This window comes from Acidiferrobacterales bacterium (assembly GCA_028820695.1).
GTDB lineage: Bacteria > Pseudomonadota > Gammaproteobacteria > Arenicellales > JAJDZL01 > JAJDZL01.
Window position 1 is genome coordinate 97,189 of record JAPPIB010000049.1, and the last position, 21,699, is coordinate 118,887.

Annotated in this window: 17 protein-coding genes; 11 read left to right on the forward strand and 6 right to left on the reverse strand. The window is 52.1% G+C overall.

Features of this window, described 5'->3' with window-relative positions; all coding sequences use genetic code 11:
• Both OXI60_08125 and tsaD read left to right on the forward strand, forming a co-directional pair.
• Nucleotides 1–831, forward strand: a complete 831-nt coding sequence (locus tag OXI60_08125) for an ion transporter (GenBank protein ID MDE0309779.1) — start codon at nt 1–3, stop codon at nt 829–831.
• A gap of 9 nt (nt 832–840) precedes the next feature.
• Nucleotides 841–1,914: a tRNA (adenosine(37)-N6)-threonylcarbamoyltransferase complex transferase subunit TsaD gene (gene tsaD, locus OXI60_08130; protein ID MDE0309780.1), complete on the forward strand. Its 1,074-nt coding sequence runs from the start codon at nt 841–843 to the stop codon at nt 1,912–1,914.
• Here the strand turns inward: tsaD and plsY are convergent.
• Nucleotides 1,895–2,488, reverse strand: coding sequence for a glycerol-3-phosphate 1-O-acyltransferase PlsY (plsY, locus tag OXI60_08135; GenBank protein MDE0309781.1), 594 nt, complete (start codon nt 2,486–2,488; stop codon nt 1,895–1,897). The two genes, tsaD and plsY, sit on opposite strands and share 20 nt — an antisense overlap.
• 486 nt (nt 2,489–2,974) lie before the next feature.
• Here plsY and folB point away from each other — a divergent pair, with 486 nt between their 5' ends.
• Nucleotides 2,975–3,334 (forward strand): dihydroneopterin aldolase, encoded by a 360-nt coding sequence (folB, locus tag OXI60_08140; protein MDE0309782.1) that lies wholly within the window; start codon nt 2,975–2,977, stop codon nt 3,332–3,334.
• Between the two features lie 27 nt (nt 3,335–3,361).
• On the opposite strand, the gene OXI60_08145 is transcribed toward folB, so the two are convergent.
• The 4 genes from OXI60_08145 to OXI60_08160 form a co-directional block, all read right to left on the reverse strand.
• Entirely contained in the window at nt 3,362–4,096 is a 735-nt protein-coding gene (locus OXI60_08145; protein ID MDE0309783.1) for a pteridine reductase, read from the reverse strand.
• A gap of 32 nt (nt 4,097–4,128) precedes the next feature.
• The gene (locus OXI60_08150; protein MDE0309784.1) at nt 4,129–4,989 is read right to left on the reverse strand and encodes a DUF3883 domain-containing protein; all 861 of its coding nucleotides are present in this window, start codon (nt 4,987–4,989) and stop codon (nt 4,129–4,131) included.
• Nucleotides 4,990–5,073: 84 nt separating this feature from the next.
• Nucleotides 5,074–6,159, reverse strand: a complete 1,086-nt coding sequence (gene aroB, locus OXI60_08155) for a 3-dehydroquinate synthase (protein ID MDE0309785.1) — start codon at nt 6,157–6,159, stop codon at nt 5,074–5,076.
• Entirely contained in the window at nt 6,156–6,698 is a 543-nt protein-coding gene (locus OXI60_08160) for a shikimate kinase (protein MDE0309786.1), read from the reverse strand. Before OXI60_08160 ends, aroB begins: the two co-directional genes overlap by 4 nt.
• Nucleotides 6,699–6,862: 164 nt before the next feature.
• Here OXI60_08160 and OXI60_08165 point away from each other — a divergent pair, with 164 nt between their 5' ends.
• Nucleotides 6,863–9,283, forward strand: coding sequence for a penicillin-binding protein 1A (locus OXI60_08165; GenBank protein MDE0309787.1), 2,421 nt, complete (start codon nt 6,863–6,865; stop codon nt 9,281–9,283).
• 22 nt (nt 9,284–9,305) lie between these two features.
• The gene (locus tag OXI60_08170; GenBank protein MDE0309788.1) at nt 9,306–9,899 is read left to right on the forward strand and encodes a hypothetical protein; all 594 of its coding nucleotides are present in this window, start codon (nt 9,306–9,308) and stop codon (nt 9,897–9,899) included.
• Between the two features lie 37 nt (nt 9,900–9,936).
• Here the strand turns inward: OXI60_08170 and topA are convergent, their stop codons facing one another.
• Nucleotides 9,937–12,525 carry a type I DNA topoisomerase gene (gene topA, locus OXI60_08175; protein MDE0309789.1) on the reverse strand — a complete coding sequence of 863 codons (2,589 nt, stop codon included), beginning with the start codon at nt 12,523–12,525 and terminating at the stop codon, nt 9,937–9,939.
• Nucleotides 12,526–12,873: 348 nt separating this feature from the next.
• Here topA and def point away from each other — a divergent pair, with 348 nt between their 5' ends.
• The 6 genes from def to OXI60_08205 all read left to right on the forward strand — a co-directional run bounded on the left by def (nt 12,874) and on the right by OXI60_08205 (nt 21,667).
• Nucleotides 12,874–13,398: a peptide deformylase gene (gene def / locus OXI60_08180; protein MDE0309790.1), complete on the forward strand. Its 525-nt coding sequence runs from the start codon at nt 12,874–12,876 to the stop codon at nt 13,396–13,398.
• A 61-nt stretch (nt 13,399–13,459) separates the two neighbouring features.
• On the forward strand, nt 13,460–16,051 hold the full coding sequence (locus OXI60_08185) for a hypothetical protein (GenBank protein ID MDE0309791.1): 2,592 nt from the start codon (nt 13,460–13,462) through the stop codon (nt 16,049–16,051).
• Between the two features lie 558 nt (nt 16,052–16,609).
• On the forward strand, nt 16,610–17,569 hold the full coding sequence (fmt, locus tag OXI60_08190; protein ID MDE0309792.1) for a methionyl-tRNA formyltransferase: 960 nt from the start codon (nt 16,610–16,612) through the stop codon (nt 17,567–17,569).
• Nucleotides 17,566–18,885 (forward strand): 16S rRNA (cytosine(967)-C(5))-methyltransferase RsmB, encoded by a 1,320-nt coding sequence (gene rsmB, locus OXI60_08195; GenBank protein MDE0309793.1) that lies wholly within the window; start codon nt 17,566–17,568, stop codon nt 18,883–18,885. Before fmt ends, rsmB begins: the two co-directional genes overlap by 4 nt.
• The gene (locus OXI60_08200; protein ID MDE0309794.1) at nt 18,885–19,472 is read left to right on the forward strand and encodes a DUF4390 domain-containing protein; all 588 of its coding nucleotides are present in this window, start codon (nt 18,885–18,887) and stop codon (nt 19,470–19,472) included. Before rsmB ends, OXI60_08200 begins: the two co-directional genes overlap by 1 nt.
• Complete coding sequence (locus OXI60_08205) at nt 19,448–21,667, forward strand: ATP-binding protein (GenBank protein ID MDE0309795.1); 2,220 nt, start codon at nt 19,448–19,450, stop codon at nt 21,665–21,667. Before OXI60_08200 ends, OXI60_08205 begins: the two co-directional genes overlap by 25 nt.
• Nucleotides 21,668–21,699 lie beyond the last annotated feature (32 nt).

Below are 21,699 nucleotides of genomic sequence, written 5' to 3' on the forward strand. Positions count from 1 at the left end.
ATGATCAGAATCTGCAGACGAATTGTGGAATGGCCGTGGTTTGATCGAGGAATTATTGCGCTGATCATCCTCAACGCGATTGTTCTCGGTCTCGAAACCTATCCGGTCATAGCGGTTCCTTATGAATCGCTGCTTTTGGGGTTCAATAAGTTTGTACTGATTGTGTTCGCGGCCGAGGCGGCGTTGAAGATCACAGCGTCAGCCCCGGTATTCAAACGATACTTCGGTGACGGCTGGAACCTATTTGACTTTTGCGTTGTGGTTTTCTCGTTGATTCCACAGACCGGCGAGCTTGCACTCATTGCACGCACGATCAGACTGCTCAGAATTCTGCGATTGGTGACTGTCGTTCCGGAGTTGCGCCTGATCATATCCACCCTCATCAAGTCACTGCCAGGTCTGGGCAACGTGATTCTGTTGCTCTCGATTGTGTTTTACGTCTACGCGATTGCCGGCTATCACATGTTCCATGAGCATGACCCATTCCACTGGAATTCGCTCGGCATCTCGCTGATCACATTGTTCAGGATCCTGACACTTGAGGACTGGACTGATGTGATGTATGCGGCGATGGAGCTGTATCCCCTCGCATGGATGTATTTTGTCAGTTTTGTGGTCGTAGCCGCCTTCATTGTGATCAATATGTTCATTGCGGTGGTGATCAACAATCTGCACAAGGCGCAACAGGAGGCGGAAATCTCCACAGGTGAGAACCTGTATGGTGAAATACTATATGAACTCGCGGAGTCAAGACGGGTGCTTGAGAAGGTGGAACGGGCCTTGAATTCGCAGCGCGGAGACAACCCGAAACCCGGATCGTCTGATGGCTGATATTTTCGATTGCCAGCGTGGGTTATTCGTCCCGGAATTGACTGTTCGGACAAGATGAAGATCTTGGGGATAGAAACCTCCTGCGACGATACCGGGGTCGCCGTCTACGACTCAGAGCAGGGGCTGCTGATCAACCGATTCGCCTCCCAGGTTGACATCCATAGCATATATGGCGGTGTAGTGCCCGAACTTGCGGCCCGTGATCATATTCGCAAGGTGATCCCGCTGGTTGAGGACGCCTTGGGAGAGTCCGGAGTCGGGCGCAGGCAACTTGACGCGATTGCCTACACTGCCGGTCCCGGGCTTATCGGCGCGCTTTTGGTTGGCGCGACGGTCGGCCGCAGTCTCGCTTTCGCATTGGATATCCCAGCCATCGGAGTTCACCATATGGAAGGACATCTGCTGTCGCCCATGTTGGAGAGCGAAGCGCCACAGTTTCCGTTTCTCTCTTTGCTGGTCTCCGGTGGACACACCATGTTGGTTGATGTTCATTCGATCGGTGAATACAGGATTCTCGGACAAACGCGGGATGATGCGGTTGGAGAGGCATTTGACAAGTTTGCCAAGGTGCTCGGTCTGCCGTATCCGGGTGGTCCGAGTATCGAGAAGTCTGCAACCCAGGGTGATCCGGATCGGTTCAGGTTCCCAAGACCGATGGCGGGACATCGGACACTGGAGTTCAGTTTTTCCGGGCTTAAGACTCACGCCATGCTTGAAGCTTCCAGACACAAACTTAACCGCCAGACGCGGCATGACCTGGCGTATGCGTTCCAGGAGGCTGCAGTGGAAGCCCTGGTCACCAAGTGTGAGCACGCGCTTGGCGCGACGGGCTACACCAGTCTGATAGTTGCCGGCGGCGTTGGTGCGAATCGGTTTCTCAGGGATCGTCTGGCAGCAGTGTGCAGTTCGCGCGGTGTTGACGTTTTCTTCCCGTCAATGGCATTGTGCACTGACAACGGTGCGATGATTGCCTATGCGGGGCACATCAGATTGCTGTCGGGGGAGAAGGAATCCTTAAGCTATTCCGTCCAGCCGAGGTGGTCGCTGGAAGACCTCCCATCGGTCACGATCGGCGAAGTTTGATCTTGCTTTCCCCGCCGGCGCGAAGCCGCTGGATGTTTGATCTGTGCCTGACTGCGACGAATACAAAAATGACCGCGGAAGCGGCGGTGATCAGCGGATTGCCGATCAGGATCCAGACGAATGCAGGTGCTGAGAGCATCGCGAGTATGGACGAAACCGAGGAGTATCGACAAATTGCGGCGACCACAAGCCAAACGCCACCAACGCCGATGATGACAGGAGCGCCCAAGCCCAGATAAGCGCCCATTGCGGTGGCGACACCCTTGCCGCCTTTGAATCCAAAATACAATGGGTAAAGGTGTCCCAGGAAGGCACCCAGCATCGCCGCACCGACCGCGGCCGGCTCATGCAAGACGATTTGCGCGGCGACAACCGGGACTGTCCCTTTCGCAATATCTCCAGACAACGTCAGCGCCGCCGCACCCTTGCCCCCCAGTCGCAGAACATTGGTTGCTCCGGGATTATTCGAACCGGATCGTCTCGGGTCGGGAAGTCTTAGGAGTTTGCAGACAACGATCGCACTTGAAATAGAACCGACAAGATACGCGGTCAATAAGGATAGAAATACTTGCATCGATCAGTTTGGATTCAGCAAATAAAAAGTCGATGTCTTTGCAAACTCAGGAATTCCGCGTCAGACTGATCTGTAAATCCGTTCAGGTCAGATTCGGTATGCAATATGTTTATACATCATTCGGGGAACAGGTTCACCGATCCGGGAATTCAGACGTTCGTAAGTCTGATGCCAGGTCGCTCCATTGAGGTGTCGCCAGTCGGAGTGTGGATGGGACATCCATAGGGTCGCTGACTGGCGATATAATCCACTCTCGATGCATCAGCCGTGATGCCGCCTTGTTGATTTTGCATATTTTCGCTGAGTTTGGCCTCGCGGACGTGAGCGATACTCAAGCTGTCTCGAAAAGGCTTGTATAACAGTTGCCGGCCTGGGAAGATGCAAAAGCGCGTTTTGTTCATTTGCTTGCGAAACGGCAATTTCGCGATTCACGATTGGACCGCTCTTTGTTGAAGGGGTGCAATCGCAACCGAGTGAGCTGGATTCATGGATATTGTCTTCATTGAGAGCCTGAATATTTCTACCACCATCGGGGTCTGGGAATGGGAGCGTCGCATCAAGCAGAAATTGATTGTCGACCTGGAGTTGGGGACCGACATCCGGGAGGCTGCGGCAACCGATGACATTGGGCGCGCAGTAAGCTACAAGGACGTCGCACTTCGTGTAGTTGACTATGTGTCGAATTCTGAGCATCGATTGATCGAAACTGTTGCCGAGAACATTTCAGACATCATTCTTTCAGAGTTTCCGGTGCGATGGTGCAGGGTAAAGGTGAGCAAGCCCCGCGCAGTCGAAATGGCCCGAAACGTAGGAATTGTCATCGAGCGCGGCCAGCGAGACGACTGACGGGTTGAATTCAGGATTCCCTTGTGATCAAGGCGATGCGACGAGTCGTCCGCCGTCGACGGTCACAACCTGGCCAGTGGTGAATGTTGCCTCAAATACCAGGTAGCTGACCGCATCGGCAATCTCATCAACTGTTCCCAGTCGTCCAAGTGGCGTGTTGTCCAGTATCGACTCTTCCGGGGCAGCGTTCTTCAGCCAAAGTATCGCACCGGGTGCGATTGCGTTGACGCGGACATCGGGTGCCAGTTCCAGTGCGAAAGACTTGGTCAGGGATTCAAGTCCCGCCTTCGAGGCACTGTAAAGCGCCATGGAAGTTTTCGGTCGCTGAGCGTAGATGTCAGTAATGTTGACGATGCATCCTGTTGACTCCTTCAACGCGGGCGCGACAGCCGAAGTCAGGTAATACGGCGCGCCGACGTGGATATCAAGCAGCGCGCGGTACTGATTCGTCGACAATGCGGCATTGGATTCACAGTCAATGACTGAGGCATTGTTAACCAGGACATCCAGTCGGCCAAATTGCTGGATAACGCGATTGGCGAAACCCTGAATCGCGCCGAGATCGCTTAAGTCTGCACGGAACGTACACGCTGAGTCCGGCCGTTGTCCGTTCAGCTCGTCACACAGCTGATCGGCTTGAGACCCTGACCTGTGATAGTGGATCGCGATGTCCATTCCCCTGGAGTGCAGACGGCGGACAATTGCGGCACCGATCCTTCGACTGCCTCCGGTAACCAAAGCGACCTTTCTTTCTGACTTCATAAGCTCGGCTCTCAGTGCAGGTCAATCAGCGGTCATCGTAAGTCCGCGCGGAAGTTAAGCGGTGTCAGGTCTACCGCATTTTCGAGGGGCGGCTTCAATTTGAATGCCCGGGGAACCGTTGGCAGATCAAATACCCGGAAAATTCTGGAATGTTCCGGATTTTCATCCGAGAACTCCTTTTCGTTCTTACTGAGAAAAAATGGCGCTCGCTCGTTGCCTGCGGTGGTCTTGACCTCCAGAAATCGTTCGACTCCGGCTGAGGTGAACGACCGAATGTCGTAACCGGCACCGTCGCCATCTTCCTGCGAGACCCAGCGGACTTTTCTGGCGAGATCATTTCGTCCTTCATTCCGAAGTCTCACCTGTTCGGAATGGAACACGCGTTGCTCCCCGAGAAGACCGATGTTTCTTGCCAGTTCATTCCCTGTATCCGGGTCGAATTTACGGACCAGCCGGGTAACTTCCTTGTCCATTGGATGCTTGCGCGAAATCGGCTCCGGCTTCCTGATGATCTCGATCTCATCTGCGTAGTCGCCCGCCGACGCCCTTTGCAAGCTGTCTAATGGTGAAGTGTCAACCCATGAATGCGCATATTGATCCAGATGTCGCTCGACTCCCGGAAGCAGGGCCTTTTGGATATTCTTGGCCGGAAGATATCCTTTGATTTGAGGACATCCAATAATCTCGAGGACCGCGCTGACATTTCGATATTTGAACTCAACTGACCCCTTGGTTCGACCAGTCAGCGATTGAATCTTTCGATTGTGGTCGACTTTGCGAAATGCAATCCCTTGCAACTCCTTGTTCAGCATGTCGAAGTAATCCTCGACGATGAGATCTATTTCCCAGCCGCTCCAATCTGTCCCCGATGGGTTTGTAAGTTGTTGGTTCATGCCAAGTCGGGTATTGCACCGAAAATATTATCGCGTTCGGCCACTGCGAACAGCCAATTGACCTGTCCGGGTCACGACGATTGCCTAACCGGCAGTTGATTCATCCAGCACTTTCCCCAGGACTGCTTGCGGATAATCATCGCAAATCATGGCGTCGCCGATCGTCCTCAGCAGAATCAGTCGAACCTTGCCGTCCCGAACCTTCTTGTCCAGTTTCATCAGTTCAAGAAAGTCCTCCGTACACATTCCATCAGGTGGCCGGGTGGGAAGGCCGGCATCTGCAATCAACTGCTTGATCCGAGTTGAATCTGATTGGTTCAACCATTCAAGTTCAGCGGAAAAATCCGATGCCAGGACCATGCCGGCTGCCACTGCCTCGCCGTGCAACCATGATTCATAACCGAGCCAGGTTTCGATTGCATGTCCGAAAGTATGTCCGAAGTTCAGTATCGCCCGAATACCGGATTCACGTTCGTCCTCCAACACCACTTCCGACTTGATCTGACACGACCTTTCAATGGCATGGGCGAGACTCTCCGGATTGCGATTGAGCAGTGATTCGATCTCGGCTTCCAACCAAGTGAAGAAAGCTGCATCGCGAATTGCCCCGTACTTGAGCACCTCCGCCAGCCCTGCCTTGAACTCCCGATCAGGCAGTGTTTGCAAGGCATTGGTATCGGCGAGTACACACTGGGGTTGATAGAAGGCACCGATCATGTTCTTGCCGCGTTCGTGATTGACGCCGGTCTTGCCACCGACCGAAGAGTCAACTTGAGCTAAAAGTGTTGTCGGTATCTGAATGAACGGCACACCGCGCTGATAGCAGGCGGCCGCAAATCCTGTAATATCTCCGACGACACCTCCACCCAGCGCAATGACGGTGGTGGTTCTGTCACACATGGTTTCGATCATATGATCGAATATCCGATTGATGGTATTGAGGTTCTTGTGAATTTCTCCGTCTGGCAGAACAAATGTATCCACCTGACCCAGAGGACGGATTGCGTCAACCACTGTTGGTGCGTAAAGAGGTTCAATCGTGGAATTTGTTACGACCAGTACTTTGCTGCCATGAATGTGAGGCTCATAGAGCCTAGTGTTTCCAAGAAGTTCAGTGCCGATATAGATCGGATACGACCGGTCCGGGAGGTCTACATTGATGATATTCACTGGTGGAGCAACCCGTATTCGATTTCCTTGACAATCACATTGATCGGCCGACCATCTGTGCGAACAATAATGTCGGCTTCGGACCTGTAGAGCGGGTCTCGTACCTGCATCAAATCCGCAAGTCCTGCCAGTGGTTGTTTCGAATCGATTTTCGGCCGTCGATGACTGCGATGCCTGATTCGCTCGTACTGCTGGTTGGGTGTAGCGTGAAGGTAAACGACGAATCCATTGCGCATCATCACCCGGTTTTTCTCGGAAAGAATTACGCCCCCGCCGGTGGAAATGACCGTGCCATTGGTACAGCAATGCCGATCCAGCATTTCGGTTTCCCGTTGTCGAAATCCTGCCTCCCCCTCAGTACCGAAAATCTCTGTGATCGTCATTTTGGCGTCCTTTTCGATCTCACTGTCGAGGTCTACAAATCCCAGATTCAAATGGCGCGATAACGCCCTGCCGACAGTGGTCTTACCGGCACCCATAGGCCCCACCAGCACGATCATCGGGTCTGCAGCCCGATAGCTTGACTTGATCTGAACCATGGATCCAAATTTGCATAATTCGAATGAGAAACCGAATACCGGGGTGAATTTAAACTATATCGCATTCGATTTGATCGACCGAAGGAATTCAAGCCGCCAAGCCGCCATTTTGAATTCGATATACGCATATAATTGCGGAAAACAGATATTGCCGGGTAATCCTCTTGAAAGCCGCCATTTTCATTCACTTCATTCGGATTTTCTGCACTCTGGCTGTTGCGGCTTTTGCATCCATCGTTATTGCTGTCGGCTTGCTGATACCGGAACTGCCCGATATCAATACAATCCGGACCCTTGAACTCAAGATTCCGCTTCGAGTCTATTCGAACGACGGATTGCTCATGAGTGAATACGGTTCTGAACGCCGGGTTCCACAAAAGATCGACGATGCCCCGCCGGAAATGATCGCGGCCATATTGGCGGCCGAAGATGACCGTTACTATGAGCACGTGGGGATCGATTACCGGGGCATCGTGCGCGCCGCGTACATGAACATCCAGGCCGATGCAAGAGCTCAGGGTGCCAGCACCATCACCATGCAAGTTGCCCGGAATTATTTTCTGAGCAGCGAGAGGACTTACATCCGCAAGGCCAAAGAGGCGCTGCTGGCCCTGAAGATTGAGCAACTGCTGACAAAAGATGAGATTCTTGAGCTTTATCTGAACAAGGTATTTCTAGGACACCGTACCTATGGGTTCGCGGCCGCAGCCATGACGTACTATGGAAAGGCTCTTGATGAGTTGGACATAGCCCAATACGCCATGCTGGCTGCCTTGCCGAAAGCGCCCTCAAGAATCAACCCGATCATCAATCCCGAAGGTGCGCTGACCCGTCGCGACTACGTCCTGCGGCGAATGAATTCACTCGGCTACATCAGCCAATCGGAATTTGACACTGCGGTCGCAAGCCCCGTGACGGCGGAATTGCATATCGCTGAGGTCGAACTCAAGGCACCCTATGTCGCGGAGACGATTCGCCAGCAGCTGCTTGATCAATTTGGTGAATCTGTATACGAAGACGGCTACAGCGTATATTCAACCATCAACTCCCGCGATCAGAATGCTGCAGTCCAGGCTCTGCGCAAAGGTCTGGTCGACTATGACCGTCGACATGGATATCGTGGCGCCCTGACCAATCAGGACCTGACGAATCTGGAAACCGACGTACAGAAACTCGCAGTACTTGAACCGATGGAAGCCAGTCAGGACATCGTTCCGGCGCTGATTACGGGGGTTGCGGACGACCACGTGACCGCGTTTACCAAGTCAGCACAGCAGATTGTCATACCATGGGAGCACTTGAAATGGGCTCGACGATACAAGACTTCGCGCTCGATGGGAGCGAAACCGAAGTTGCCCGGTGATGTCGTCCAACCCGGTGATGTCGTTTTCACACGCCAGACAAAAGACGGGGCGTGGGCACTTTCACAGATTCCAAATGTTGAAGGCGCCCTGATCTCGATGAGCACCCAGGATGGTGCGATCAAGGCGATGGTCGGCGGCTTCGATTACTATCTTGGAAAATTCAACCGCGCCACGCAAGCCAAACGTCAGATGGGCTCGAATATCAAGCCGTTTGTCTATTCGGCGGCCCTGGAATACGGCTTTACGCCGGCAAGTCTCGTAAGCGGCGCACCTGTTGTCATCGAGGACCAATCCACAAAGGTCGTCTGGCGTCCCGAGAACTACAGCGGCAAGTTCTACGGACATGTGCCGCTTCGCAAAGCGCTTGGCCTGTCACTCAACCTCGTGTCGGTTCGTCTGATCAGGGGAATCGGCCCGGAATTTGCAATCCGCCATATCAGCCGTTTCGGCTTCGACCGCGAGATCTTGCCCGAGGGGCTTTCGCTTGCCTTGGGTGCGGCTGAAGCCACGCCGATGGAGGTTGCCGCGGGGTACGCAGTATTCGCCAACGGCGGATTCCAGATTGAACCCTATCTGATCGACACAATCAAGGACCGGGATGGCAACGTTGTGATGCGGGGAAAGATATCCGAGGTCTGTGATACCTGCCTGTTCGATGATTCCGAATCGAGTGAGCAGGAATATTCTGACATGCCGGGACTGATTCGTCCTGCTCCCAGGGCGATTTCGACTGCCAATGCCTTCGTCATGCACGATATGCTGCGGGGCGTCGTTCAGACGGGAACAGCGAGAAAAGCCAAATCATTGAATCGTTCCGATCTGGCAGGAAAGACGGGAACAACCAACGACTTCGAAGACGCATGGTTTTCCGGGTTCAATCCCGAGTTGGTGACCACAGTCTGGGTGGGATTTGATGATCCATCCGATCTCGGCCGACACGAGGCGGGATCGAAAGCGGCACTGCCGATTTGGATCGACTATATGGCTGAGGCGCTTGTGGATATTCCTGACACGGAGTTGGAAATGCCTGACAATGTCGTCGCTGTGCAAGTCGATGCCGAAACTGGCAAAGCGGTCACGCCCGAAGAGTCCAATGGGTTCAGAGAGGTGTTCATTGTGGGTTCGGAACCGTCACCACCCGAGGTGGCTGCCATTTCAGATCTGGAGTTTGCAGGACAGCGGTCCCTGGATAATCAGACTTCGCCTGATGACCTGTTCTGAAACTCGTCGGTAAGGCTGTTCAATGGGTAAAACACCCAGCCGGCTTCGGCGTTCGATCCGCTACGAGGCAGCGCGCATCATGGCTGAGGATGGAATTCGCGATTTCCGAAAGGCCAAGCGGAAAGCCTGCGGACGTCTGGGCGTGGCCACAAACCGTTCAATACCCACCAATCTTGAGATAGAAGACTCGCTGGAAGAGCATCTCGCCATCTTCAATGGCGATGAACTGCCCGATCGGCAACAGTTATATATTCGTGCCGCCTTCACCGTGATGCAGTGGTTCAGACACTGCTCACCGCGTCTGGTCGGCGCAGCTGTGTCGGGGACGATCACTCCTTCCCGTCCGGTTGAGTTGCAATTGTTTCCCGATACATTTGAGGAAATCGGCATCGCGCTGGAAGATCAGGGTATTGGTTTTCGTATATCGGAGAAGCGATTGCGATTCCAGCGTGAGGGGTTTCGCAATATGTCGGGATTCGAATTCCAGATGGATGGAGTCGACATTGAAGTCATGGTATTCCTGCCCGGTGACCCCTACCCGCCATTGAGTCGGGTAACCGGTAAGACTATCCAATGGATTTCAATGAAAAAAGTCAGCCGATTGCTGGGCGGGTAGGCTGACGGTATCTTTGGCGATTGCGCAGCCGCCCGAGTCAGTTTTCGGCTCGCGGTCGGCGGGTCGGTGATTTTCTCTTTCGCTTGGCAGGCTTCCTTGCGGCTTTTTTGGCAATCAGTTCCTGACAGAATTCAAGCCCGAGTTCACTTGGTTCCATGCCTTTGGGGACTGTAGCGTTGACTTTTCCGTCGGTCGCGTAGGGTCCGTAGCGACCATCAAGAATCTGAATGGACGAGTTCTCGAATTGTCGGATCACCTTTCGTCGGTTGGAAAATCTATCTTTTGCCCCTTCAATCAGTTGCTGCGAGCGTTCCAGCGTGATTGACATCGGATCGTCAGTTTTCGGTATGCTGACATTGGATTTTGTCCCATCTTTTGAGACCACGGAAAGATAGGGCCCGAACCGCCCGCTTCGGGCGACAACCTCGCTGCCTTCCGGTGTGAGTCCGATCGTTCTCGGCAGCCGTGGTTGAGCCAGGAACAAAATCGCTTCCTCCAGGGTGATCGCATATGGATCGAGACTCTTGTCCAGACTGGTTCTCTCAGTCTGCCCGTCTGCAGTCTTGATCGAGAAATACGGTCCGAACCTGCCAGTGGACACTTCGATTTCGCGGCCGTCTTCAGCCGTGCCCAAGGTTCTCGGCAACGGCGGTTTTCTCAGCAGCTCGAGTGCTGTGTCCAGCGTCACTGTTCCAGGATCAACACCCGCGGGGAGCGAGAAAAACCTCGGCTTGCCTTGCTCATCAGACATTCGTCCCAACTGGATGAAGGAACCCCCTTTCTTGATGCGCACCAGCAAGTCACGGTTGCTTTCAGCATCGGTGCCGAGCAGTATTTCGAAGCGCTGTGCCGATTGGTTTTCCTGGACATGCGCGTGAAACTCCCGCCAGAAACTACCGAGCAGTTGTGTTCGTTTTGTCTCACCGCGGGCGACTGCGTCCAGACCGTCCTCCAGATTGCTGGTGAATTCGTAGTCTACATACTGATTGAAGTGCTGCATCAGGTAGTCTACCACCACGCATCCAAGACTGCTGGCGATGAAACTCTGCTTGGACATCTCGACATAGTTTCTCTCGAGCAACTTGCTGATGATTGTCGGCCAGGTGGATGGACGTCCAATGCCGTACTCTTCCAGCTGCCCGATAAGACTTGCGGTGTTGTAACGGGCCGGTGGCTGGGTGAAGTGTTGCTGGGGAACAATATTCTGTACGTGCACGCGATCGCCCTGCGTCAGCGGCGGCAATCTTTTATCTGTTTCATCGCTTCGCTGAACGTCATCCCTTGAGTAGACTGCAAGCCAACCCGCAACCCGCAACTTCGAACCCGACGCGCGGAATTTGTTTTGCTCGGTCCCCAAGACGACGTTGACATTGTCGTAGATTGCGTCGTTCATCTGACTGGCAACAGTTCGGTTCCATATGATCCGGTAGAGTCGAAGCTGATCCGCGTTCAAAGATGATGCGACCTTATCCGGGGTAAGGAAAATGTTCGTAGGACGAATCGCTTCATGCGCTTCCTGCGCATTTTTGGATTTAGTCTTGTACAGGCGTGGGTTGCCCGGCAATTGGTTGTCTCCGAACCGTTCCTTGACGTAGTTTCGAATCTGATTGGTCGCCTGACGGGACAGTGTGACTGAATCCGTTCGGGTGTAAGTGATCAGGCCGGTCTGTGTGCCATTGACGGTGAGTCCTTCATACAGCTTCTGTGCGGTTGATGCTGTAATCCTCGCACTCATCCCAAGTTTACGCGCCGCTTCCTGCACCAGTGTCGAAGTGGTGAAAGGCGGCGATGGTCTGCTGGCGCGCTTCTTGCTTTCAACTGAAAGCACAGCCATCTCCTGTTGGCCGCTTGTGCGGGGGAGATCTGAGTTGATGGTTGCGATCGCATCTTTCACAGAGCCTTCATCCGGGATATCGAGCTTTCCGAGCTTTTTGCCGTCAAGGTGGGTGAGTCCGGCTTCGAATGTTTCGACATTCGATTCGTTGTCGAGTGCTGGCAGGTGCAAAATCGCCTTGATCGTCCAGTACTCCTGAGGTTGAAACGCCTGGATTTCTCGTTGTCGTTCGACAATGAGCCTTAGCGCCGGGCTTTGTACGCGACCCGCAGAAAGATGAGGCGTATTCAGTTTTCGTATCAGCAGTGGTGACAGATTGAACCCAACCAGATAGTCGAGTGCATCACGCGATTTCTGAGCTTGGACGAGTTCGTTCGACACCTTGCCCGGATCGGCAATCGCATTGCGTACCGCGTCTTTGGTCACCTCATGGAAAACCACACGGTAAACCGGTTTGTTTTTAAGTGCGCCGCGTTTTCTGAGGATGTCCTCGACATGTGCCGCGATTGCCTCACCTTCCCGGTCGGGGTCGGTCGCCAGGTAGAGACTTTGCGCGTTGCGCATCGCTGTTACCATTCCATCGACATTTTTTTTCTTTTCCGGAATCAGTTCGTACCGCAGTTCGAAGTCGTTATCCACATCGACATAATCAGATTGGTAGATGTGGCCACCGGTGGCGAGAATTTGATACTCTTGCGCATCAGGCAATGAGGTTTCCCGCCCTGTTCCTTTCAGAAAGCGCGCAACGGTCTTCGATTTGGCAGGGGATTCAACGACTACAAGGTGTTGCATTATCGGGTCAGAAGTGGTCAAAGGTTGAACTGTGATGAATCGGTCTGAACAGGAGCGTCTTTTTCCGACAAGTCCCGATTATGTAAAAAATGGTTGCGTTTGTCAGATAAATGTGCGCGTTCATTGTCCATGGACTCCTCCTTGAGCCAACTTTGGTCTGATTCGGAAGGACATACCGGGTACGCGCCTGGGGTAAGTTGTCATCGGTGGGTTTCCCCGCAGGTGTGTGACTCCAATCCTGATCCACTCACTTCATGGCTCCATTGCCGCCGGAATTTGGCATAATGACCAATACAGTCCGGTTTTTGCAATGTAATATACCGTTTTCGCTCTACGCTCTCCACTGATATGGCTGTTCTCAGAATTCTCATCTATCCCGATCCAAGACTTCGCAATGTCGCGCAGCCGGTATTGCAGTTCGATGACGAGATTCGTCAGCATGTTCAGGACATGGCGCAGACCATGTATGAAGCGCCGGGCGTCGGGCTCGCATCGATTCAGGTGGGAATTCCTCACAGCATTGTGGTAATCGATACTTCGCACGAAAAAGACGACCTCAAGGTTCTGATTAATCCGGAGATTATCGATCGGAAGGGCGAGCAAGTTATCGAGGAGGGCTGTTTGTCGTTTCCCGGCTATTTCACTGAAATCAAGCGGAGCGAATGGATTCGTTTCCACGCACAGGATGAGTATGGCACTCACTATGAAATGGAAGCCGACGGCCTGTTTGCGGTGTGTGTACAACACGAAATTGATCATCTGACCGGAAAGCTTTTCACCGACTATCTGTCGCGATTGAAAAATCAGAGAATCAGGAAACAATTCGAGAAAGCAGCCAGATTACGTCGACGCGAAAGTCCTGTCCGGGTCTGACAGGTCTCAGGCAGTTGCTTTACACGTAGATCAAATTAACAAACCCCCAAGGGGACCATCGATGGGAACGATTGAAGAAGGTTTTAATTTTGCCTTGGGAGAGGTTCTCCCACAAGTTAATCCGAAGTGGTCTCCAAGCACATCAATTTATATTGAAAAGACTGGTCTTATAGAAGGAACGAATTTAAGGCCAGATATTTTGATTAGCGATTCGACCACTCCACCTGTGGTCATTGAGAACTCTTACGACCCGAAAGACGCAAACAAAGATGCTCTTTCTCGCTTGGGGTGTAAGCTACGTCGAACCGGGGGAACCATTGAAACATCAATTGCTGTACATATTCCTAAACGGTTTAGAAGTTTAGATTCATTCGAAGCGCGGGAAGCATTGCTTGAAGGCGAAGCGATTTGTTACGCAGTTTATCAACGTCTGCATAAAGAAGAAGGTCACAAAAACTATCGTCGTTGGGTTGAGGAGGGGTTCGTTGAAGGCACCGCCTGTGATTTAGCACGATTTGTCTATTCTGCATCTCTCCCTAAGGAAACTTTAGCTCATATTGCTGACGATGTAGCAAAACATTTGGAACAGGCAGCTTCGATTCTTGAAGAAAACTTGACGCTAGAGCAGCAAGCGCATGTTACAGACGTAGTCCGTCAAGTCACCAATCTGAAAGGGTTAAGGACCGCTTCGGTATTGTGGCTAAACGCGTTTGTGGTTCAACGACGATTGGCCAATCTCGGTGTACCTCAAAGTGAATTTATTCCCGTTGTAAATAAGCGACCTATGCCTTCAGAAATTCTTTCTATTTGGACGAGAATCTTGGAACAAAATTGGCATTCGATATTTTATCCAGCTGTGGAATCAATGAAAGTTGTTGCGACATTAAATCCAAAAGCCGCATCAGACGCAGCTTTACATGTCATACTTGGTGTCGAGCGAATATTCACATGCAATTGGGAAGTGCTCTTTAATGTTGGGGCTGAGTTATTTCCGCGTCTAAGCGATGATCGTAAACAAGCGGCAGCGTTCTATACACAACCCGCCACCGCGGAACTGCTTGCTTCACTCGCAATTCAAAAGGATGATTTCGAGTCCGATATATGGGCGAGCGAGTCCTTTCCCATTGAACATACCATCGCAGATCTTGCATGTGGTACAGGGACTTTGCTAAGGGCAGGTTACCAGCGGATAAGGAGGTTTCATGAAGAGTGTTCCGACTCGGCGGATTCATCACGAAGTTTCCACAGGAATGCGACGGAGCATGGGCTTATCGGAATCGATGTAAGTCCAATTGCTGCTCACTTAGCGTCATCGACGCTAGCCATTCAAGGCTACGGGGACGCTTACTCACAAACCCAGATTGGCTGGTGCGAAGTGGGAGGCGTACGAAGTGCTACAGGTTCAATTGAACTTTTCGAGGAGAGCAAAATCAAAGATTTGTTTGATCAACTGGGACATTCGATTCATGGCCGACAGACACCGTCTGCGATGGAGGATCCAATAAGCGTTGCAGATAACTCTGTCGGATATATTTTGATGAACCCTCCATATTCCCGGACGCGAGGCGGACAGAGCGCATTTGATATTGCTGGGTTGAGTGATATTGAACGTAAGGAATGTCAAAACAAATGGGGAAAACTAATAGCAAATGAACCTGCAAACAAAAAGGCAGGCATGGCAGCTACCTTTCTCGCTCTAGCCAAGAAGAAGCTTGAGATTGGTGGCCGTATGGGGTTTGTGTTGCCATTAACTGCAGCATTTGCCGAATCCTGGCAAGAAACGCGAGCAATGATTGAAAATGATTTTGAAGATATTGTTGTAATTGCTGTTTCCGGTGGGAAAGCATTGGGGGATGAAGCTTTCTCTGCTGATACCGGGATGGAGGAGATGTTGTTGGTATGTCGACGAAAGTCACATCAGCAAGTTCTTTTTGATAGGCATTATCAAAGGGGATTGATCGAAAAAAAATCCGAGTCAACACGCTCAACGAAAGAAGTGCCATCAATATTTTGTGTGACGCTACGAGATCCCCCACAAAGGCTAGGAGAATCTGGTGAAGTAGCAAAAGCGATCCTTCGGTCATACGAGTCCATGAGAGTATCGTTACAAACTCACCAGCGACCAATCCGATTGGGCAAGTCAGAAATCGGTCATATTATTCGGTTTGAAACCAAAGGCGAAGGGGATCCATGGGATGCTATAGGACTCAAATCACCTGAATTGGCTTTTACATGTAGATCATTGCAAAGAGGTATAGTTGAATTCGCAAATGAGCAATATCCCTTTGAAATTCCAATGTGCACTGTAGATGAGTTGTTTGAAGTTGGACCTACGCATGATTTGATCGGATCGACACCAGACTCCAGTTCGCCCCGCGGCGTTTTCGATATTTTTCCAATTATTGACGACTCAGATGCGATTGGGAGGGATAGATTAATGTGGAGTGTTGACGCAAAGAAACAAGATAGTCTGTTGTCAATTGCTACACATAAAGGAGTACCAAAGAATAGTGCTTCAATCAAGGAGGTCGAATCAGTTCGAAAAACATGTAGTACGCTTTTCTACAACAAGAATATGCGATGGACTTCCCAGAAACTACTTTCTACCATTACACAACAAAGTTATGGGGGGGGGCAACTTGGTTGTCACTAAAAGAAAACGACCAGAGGATTCAACATGCTTTTTGTTTGTGGGCCAATTCAACACTGGGAATGATTTGTCATTGGTCAAAAGGACAAAGAACACACAATGGCCGATCTAGAACCCAAGTAAATGCTGTTAAATCGATTCATTGTCCGAATTTCGGGGAATTGTCCGACGACAAACTAAATGTAGCGAGTAAATTCTTCACGCTAGTACAATCAATACCTCTGCGTCCAGCTTGTCAAGCACATGTAGATGAAATGAGAAAACGATTCGACGACTTAATTTTTGAAATTCTAGAATTGCCAGATGAAGCGAAGCTGGCAGTTGATCAACTGCGTAATCTTTGGTGCAACGAGCCGTCAGTACATGGCAACAACCGACAAGCGTTGAAGTTACTGAGCAATAACTGACTATCTGTCGCGATTGAAAAATCAGAGAATCAGGAAACAATTCGAGAAAGCAGCCAGATTACGTCGACGCGAAAGTCCTGTCCGGGTCTGACAGACCCGCGGCATTCGGCTCGCCGAAACCGGTTGAATGCGCCGTTGCAGCCCTGAATCGACAATGACGCTTCGAGTTATATTTGCCGGCACGCCGACGTTCGCCATTCCGTGTCTTGAGCGGTTGGTGAATTCGGACATTCATGTGGCCGCCGTCGTGACCCAGCCAGATCGCAGGCGAGGCCGCGGACAAAAACTGTCACCGCCGCCCGTCAAGTCATTTGCGACAGAACACGCCATACCGGTTATTCAAGCGGATCGGCTCGACCGCGATACGGTGGGGAAGTTGCTATCCTACCGACCCGATCTGATCATTGTCGCTGCCTATGGTTTGATGATTCCGGCAGCATTGCTGTCAGGACCTGCGCTGGGCTGTGTGAACGTTCATGCGTCGCTGTTACCGCGTTGGCGCGGTGCCGCACCGGTCGCCCGTGCAATTGAGGCGGGAGATACTGAGACCGGTGTGACAATCATGCAGATGGATCGCGGTCTCGATACCGGTGGCATCCTGTCACAGTCCAAAGTCGAAATCAAAGCCGAAGATACCACAGCCACACTTGAAGACCGGATCGCTCGCGAAGGCGCAACGGAGCTGATCAGAGTGCTGCCGATGATTTCGGAGAGCCAACTGCGGTCGATTCCGCAAAACGAGGATGAAGCGACCTATGCGGCGAAAATGACCAAGGCGGACGCGGTGATCGACTGGGACAGTTCCGCCGCGTCAATTGTCCGCAAGGTCCGTGCGTGCAATCCATGGCCGGTGGCGCATAGCTGGTTGCAGGGCAGCCGAGTCCGCATCTGGGAGGCGCAGGTTTGCGAACCTGGTCATGTCGGCGAACAACCCGGCAGCGTGATCCATTCGAACACCGAACAGGTGGTGGTATTGACGGGACAGGGTGCGGTCAGACTCGAGACTGTGCAGAAAGATGGCAGGAATCGAATGAAGATCCGAGATTTTCTTGCCGGAAATCCGATTGCGGAAGGGTTGAGATTCACACCGCGTGAGGCGCTTGACCGCAATTGACAGGAAAGTTCAGCAAAAATCCTCGACTGGCCGCCACAGTGGCGATCGAGCGGGTGGTGCACCGCGGACAGCAGTTGAACCGGACGCTTGATACCGCGCTGGCGGGCCATAAGGACGCCGACAGGCAGTTGATTGCGGAAATCGTAAACGGCGTCACCCGATGGTTCTGGCGGCTGGATGGGTACGCCAGCTCTCTTGTGGCAAGACCGCTGAGACGCAAAGATCGCGACGTTCACTATTTGCTGCTCACCGGCCTGTACCAGCTGGAATTCACCCGGGTGCCGGCACATGCCTGTGTCAACGAGACTGTTCAGGCGGTCAAGGAACTTGGTAAGTCCTGGGCGGGTCCCTTTATCAATGCGGTGATGCGGGAATTCCTGCTCAACCGGGAGGAACACTGCGCTCAGGCGCAGTCAGATGACACTGTCAGATATTCGCACCCGGCGTGGATGATTGAGGTGCTGAAGCGACAGTGGCCCGAGCACTGGAGTAAAATACTGCAAGCGAATAATTCCAAACCGGAAATGTTTCTTCGTGTGAATACCAGCGAGTGCAACGTAGAGGAATATCTGGACATTCTTGCAGACCACGATATTCCGGCGGTGGCAGACCGCACGTCTCCATTTGGAATTCGTCTGCAAAAGCGGGTTCGCGTCGAACAATTGCCCGGATTCGAAAAAGGGCAGGTTTCGATACAGAACCCGGCTTCTCAGTTGGTTGCGCCACTCATGGATTTCCAGCCCGGTCACCGTGTACTTGATGCCTGCTCAGCGCCAGGCGGCAAATTGTTGCACATGCTGGACTTATGTCCCGATCTCGATTCCGTCACAGCGGTCGATGTGGATGGGGGTCGATGTACGGAAATTGAGGACAATCTGCACCGTACCGGTCGAAGCGCGACGGTCATTGTGGCGGACGCCTCGCGCCCCGACGAATGGTGGGACGGCAAGCCGTTTGATCGTATCCTGATTGATGCGCCGTGCTCAGCCACCGGCATTATCAGCAAACATCCGGATATCAAGCATCATCGTCGACCCGAGGACATAGAACACAGCGTGTCCGTACAGTCGACACTGTTGGAGGCGTTGCTGCCGCTGCTGGACAGCCGCGGAAAACTTATCTATACAACCTGTTCCATTGTGCACGAAGAAAACGAGGGACAGGTCTCGGACCTGCTGAGGCGGCATCCCGAGCTTGAAGCTGAATCTTTGCCTGAAAGTCTCGGCATGCAAACCGGCAATGGTCGCCAGCGACTTCAGGGCGTGGACAATTCAGACGGCTTTTTCTATGCCGCCTTGAGATGTCGGAGACAATGATGTTCGCCAGCGCAATGGTACGCGAGTGCAGGCTTGCAAAAAGGGCGAGCCTCGTTGCGGTGGTTTTGATGGCGTTGCTGATTGCTTCTCCAGCGTTCGGATTTTCAATTACCTTCTTCGACGCAACGCGTCAGGACAATGAGGTCAGGATCAAGATGGCGGCAGATCTCGTCCTGACAGAAGAGGTAATCAAGGCCATACAGGCGAATGTCGACGTCAATCTAAAGGTGCAGGTAAGGATCTACCGGGTGCGCAAGTATTTTTGGGACGATCTTGTTGTCGACACGGATGTCATCTACACAATCAGCAATTCCAATATCTATCGCGGTTACGAGATCAGGTCGTCTGACGGAAATCTGGACATGATTTACGATCGGCTTGACGATGCGCTCACCAACTTGGGTAAAGAGCGAGCTTACATGATTGTTGTTCCTGACGATCAGGCCAACCAACCGGACATCCGATACCGAGGCAAGTGCAGGATCTATCTTGATCGTTCGGCATTGCCATCTGTGGTCAGTACGACCGTCCAGTTCAAGCAGTCGTGGAAACTCTCCACTGAGTGGACAGAGTTCGAGTTGCCATGAGTGAAGCCCGTTCCAGAGTTGAGCAGATCGTACCGCTTGTATTGACACTTGCGGGCGTGGCTACAGTGCTGGCGACACTGGTGTTCTCGGGTGTCAGTACCATTTCGCTTGAGGACTTCGAAGACAATCTCACATTCGTATATCTTTTCAACGTCATCAGCATTGCGGTTCTCATAGTATTTATCGCAATCTACATACGCCGCCTGTGGGTCCGGGTGCATCAACGTGTCGCCGGAACACATCTCGCAATCAGAATCCTCAGAACTTTTGTAATTGTCTCGCTTCTTTCGCTGAGTGTCATCTACTGCTTTACGTTCTTTTCGGTTCGGGGGCTGATTTCCGGTTGGGTCGACAAACAGGTCAAGGACACCGTGTCGGAAGCAAGTAAACTCCAGGAGTTTTTTCTGGACGTGTTCAAGGAGAATATGGTGCTGGACTTGAGTGAGTATGTGGAGCAGCTGAAAACCACTGATAATCCACACGACATACCGCGCATAATTTTTGACGCCAGAATTGCTGGGAGTTTTGAGGAGGTTACCTACTTTTCCGACCCGGGCAGCCCGACCGGTATCATAGCCTCCAGCGCGGAATCGGTTCGGGTTGAGTCCCTGGTCCCAATCAACCCCTCCAACAGGCTGGTCGGAGATTTGCTGTCGGGGCAGGGACAGTTGAGCAGGGAACCGAAACTTGAGATTTTCAATCTCCCGGACGAAGGACCGATGCTCAGACTGCTGATCCCGGTCCCGCAAACCGGAACGAATCCCGATCGCTACCTGCAGGTCATCCAGAAACTCAGTGAGAGTTCCGAAAATCTTGCGGAACAGATCAGTGCCGTCGAGGCCCGCTACGAACGGCTTATCTTTCTGCGCAAGCCGATACAGATCAACTTCGTGATGACGCTCACGTTGATCATGCTGGTTGTGCTTTTGCTCGCCATAGGGATCGTGATGAAGGTGACGAACCGATTGGTACAGCCGATTCAGGCACTGTCGGAGGGGACCCGGGAGGTTGCTGCAGGTAACTATGAGCGGCTTTTGCCGGTTACAACCAAAGATGATCTGGGCAGTCTGGTCGAGTCATTCAACGACATGACAAAGAGGATCAAGACATCACAGGAACAGATAGAGGAGCAGCGATCATTTCTGGAAGTGGTTTTGCAGAATCTGTCGTCGGGCGTGATGTTCATTGACAATAGAACCGCTGCGAGCAACATCAATCTCGCTGCGGCATCAATCTTGGGAGTCGACGTCGAATGGTTTGAAAGACGCTTGCTCGACGCGACGATACGAAGTTGCCCGCATCTTGAGCCATTGCTGTCGCCCATTCAGGACGGCATGCTTGCTGATCGGGAGCAATGGAATGACAGTGTTGCAATCAATTCCGGACAGGAGACGAAAATACTGAATTACAGTGCAACGAGAATTCCAGGCGAGACGACAGAACATGTGAGTTATGTTGTTGTGATTGAAGACATTACAGACCTGGTACAGGCGCAGCGGTTTGAAGCGTGGACCGAGGTGGCGAAGAAGTATTCCCATGAACTTCTCAATCCGCTGCAACCGATTCGCCTGGCGGTTGATCGGATCAAGCTGAAGACTGACCTGAATCTGCCCAGCGAGACCAGTCATTCATTGGACCGGGCATTCAAGGCGATTGATCGGCAGTTGAACGCGCTGATCAGAATCGCGCAGAGTATGAAAGAATATGCAAATCTACCTGAGGATCTTGCTTTCGAGCGGATTGATATGAACGAATTGATCGGTGATGCGATCATTTTTCACTTTGAGGGGGACGAAGACATCCAGGTTGAAAGGGAGCTTGATCCTGAACTGCCGCATATCAGCGGCGATCCCAATCTGATGCTGCAGGTCATGAATAATATCCTGATCAATTCCAAGGATGCCGCAGGGGGCTTGAAAAGTCTGACGATCAGGATCGAAACAAAATATATTGAACCGGACGCCATCAGATTGAAGTTTGTCGACAACGGTCCCGGCTTCAGTCAGAATATGCTGGACAACGCTTTTGGACTTTTCGAATCGACGAAACCCGACAAGGGGTCGGGACTGGGTCTGAGCATCGTAAAAAAGATTGTTGACGAACATGGTGGCGACATCGAACTATCAAATAACCCCGATGGCGGTGCCCAAATCACCATCATGCTGAAGGCTGGGCAGCCCCACGCGCATGGTTGAACTGCTAAGCGGGTACGTTACGTAATTTGCTG

What these genes read in the sequence shown, in the direction of transcription:
- topA (MDE0309789.1), bottom strand. Translation starts at nt 12,525, where the DNA reads ATGCAACACCTTGTAGTCGTTGAATCCCCTGCCAAATCGAAGACCGTT.
- OXI60_08200 (MDE0309794.1), top strand. Translation starts at nt 18,885, where the DNA reads ATGTTCGCCAGCGCAATGGTACGCGAGTGCAGGCTTGCAAAAAGGGCG.
- OXI60_08125 (MDE0309779.1), top strand. Translation starts at nt 1, where the DNA reads ATGATCAGAATCTGCAGACGAATTGTGGAATGGCCGTGGTTTGATCGA.
- OXI60_08185 (MDE0309791.1), top strand. Translation starts at nt 13,460, where the DNA reads ATGGGAACGATTGAAGAAGGTTTTAATTTTGCCTTGGGAGAGGTTCTC.
- plsY (MDE0309781.1), bottom strand. Translation starts at nt 2,488, where the DNA reads ATGCAAGTATTTCTATCCTTATTGACCGCGTATCTTGTCGGTTCTATT.
- OXI60_08170 (MDE0309788.1), top strand. Translation starts at nt 9,306, where the DNA reads ATGGGTAAAACACCCAGCCGGCTTCGGCGTTCGATCCGCTACGAGGCA.
- OXI60_08150 (MDE0309784.1), bottom strand. Translation starts at nt 4,989, where the DNA reads ATGAACCAACAACTTACAAACCCATCGGGGACAGATTGGAGCGGCTGG.
- def (MDE0309790.1), top strand. Translation starts at nt 12,874, where the DNA reads ATGGCTGTTCTCAGAATTCTCATCTATCCCGATCCAAGACTTCGCAAT.
- OXI60_08145 (MDE0309783.1), bottom strand. Translation starts at nt 4,096, where the DNA reads ATGAAGTCAGAAAGAAAGGTCGCTTTGGTTACCGGAGGCAGTCGAAGG.
- OXI60_08160 (MDE0309786.1), bottom strand. Translation starts at nt 6,698, where the DNA reads ATGGTTCAGATCAAGTCAAGCTATCGGGCTGCAGACCCGATGATCGTG.
- folB (MDE0309782.1), top strand. Translation starts at nt 2,975, where the DNA reads ATGGATATTGTCTTCATTGAGAGCCTGAATATTTCTACCACCATCGGG.
- fmt (MDE0309792.1), top strand. Translation starts at nt 16,610, where the DNA reads ATGACGCTTCGAGTTATATTTGCCGGCACGCCGACGTTCGCCATTCCG.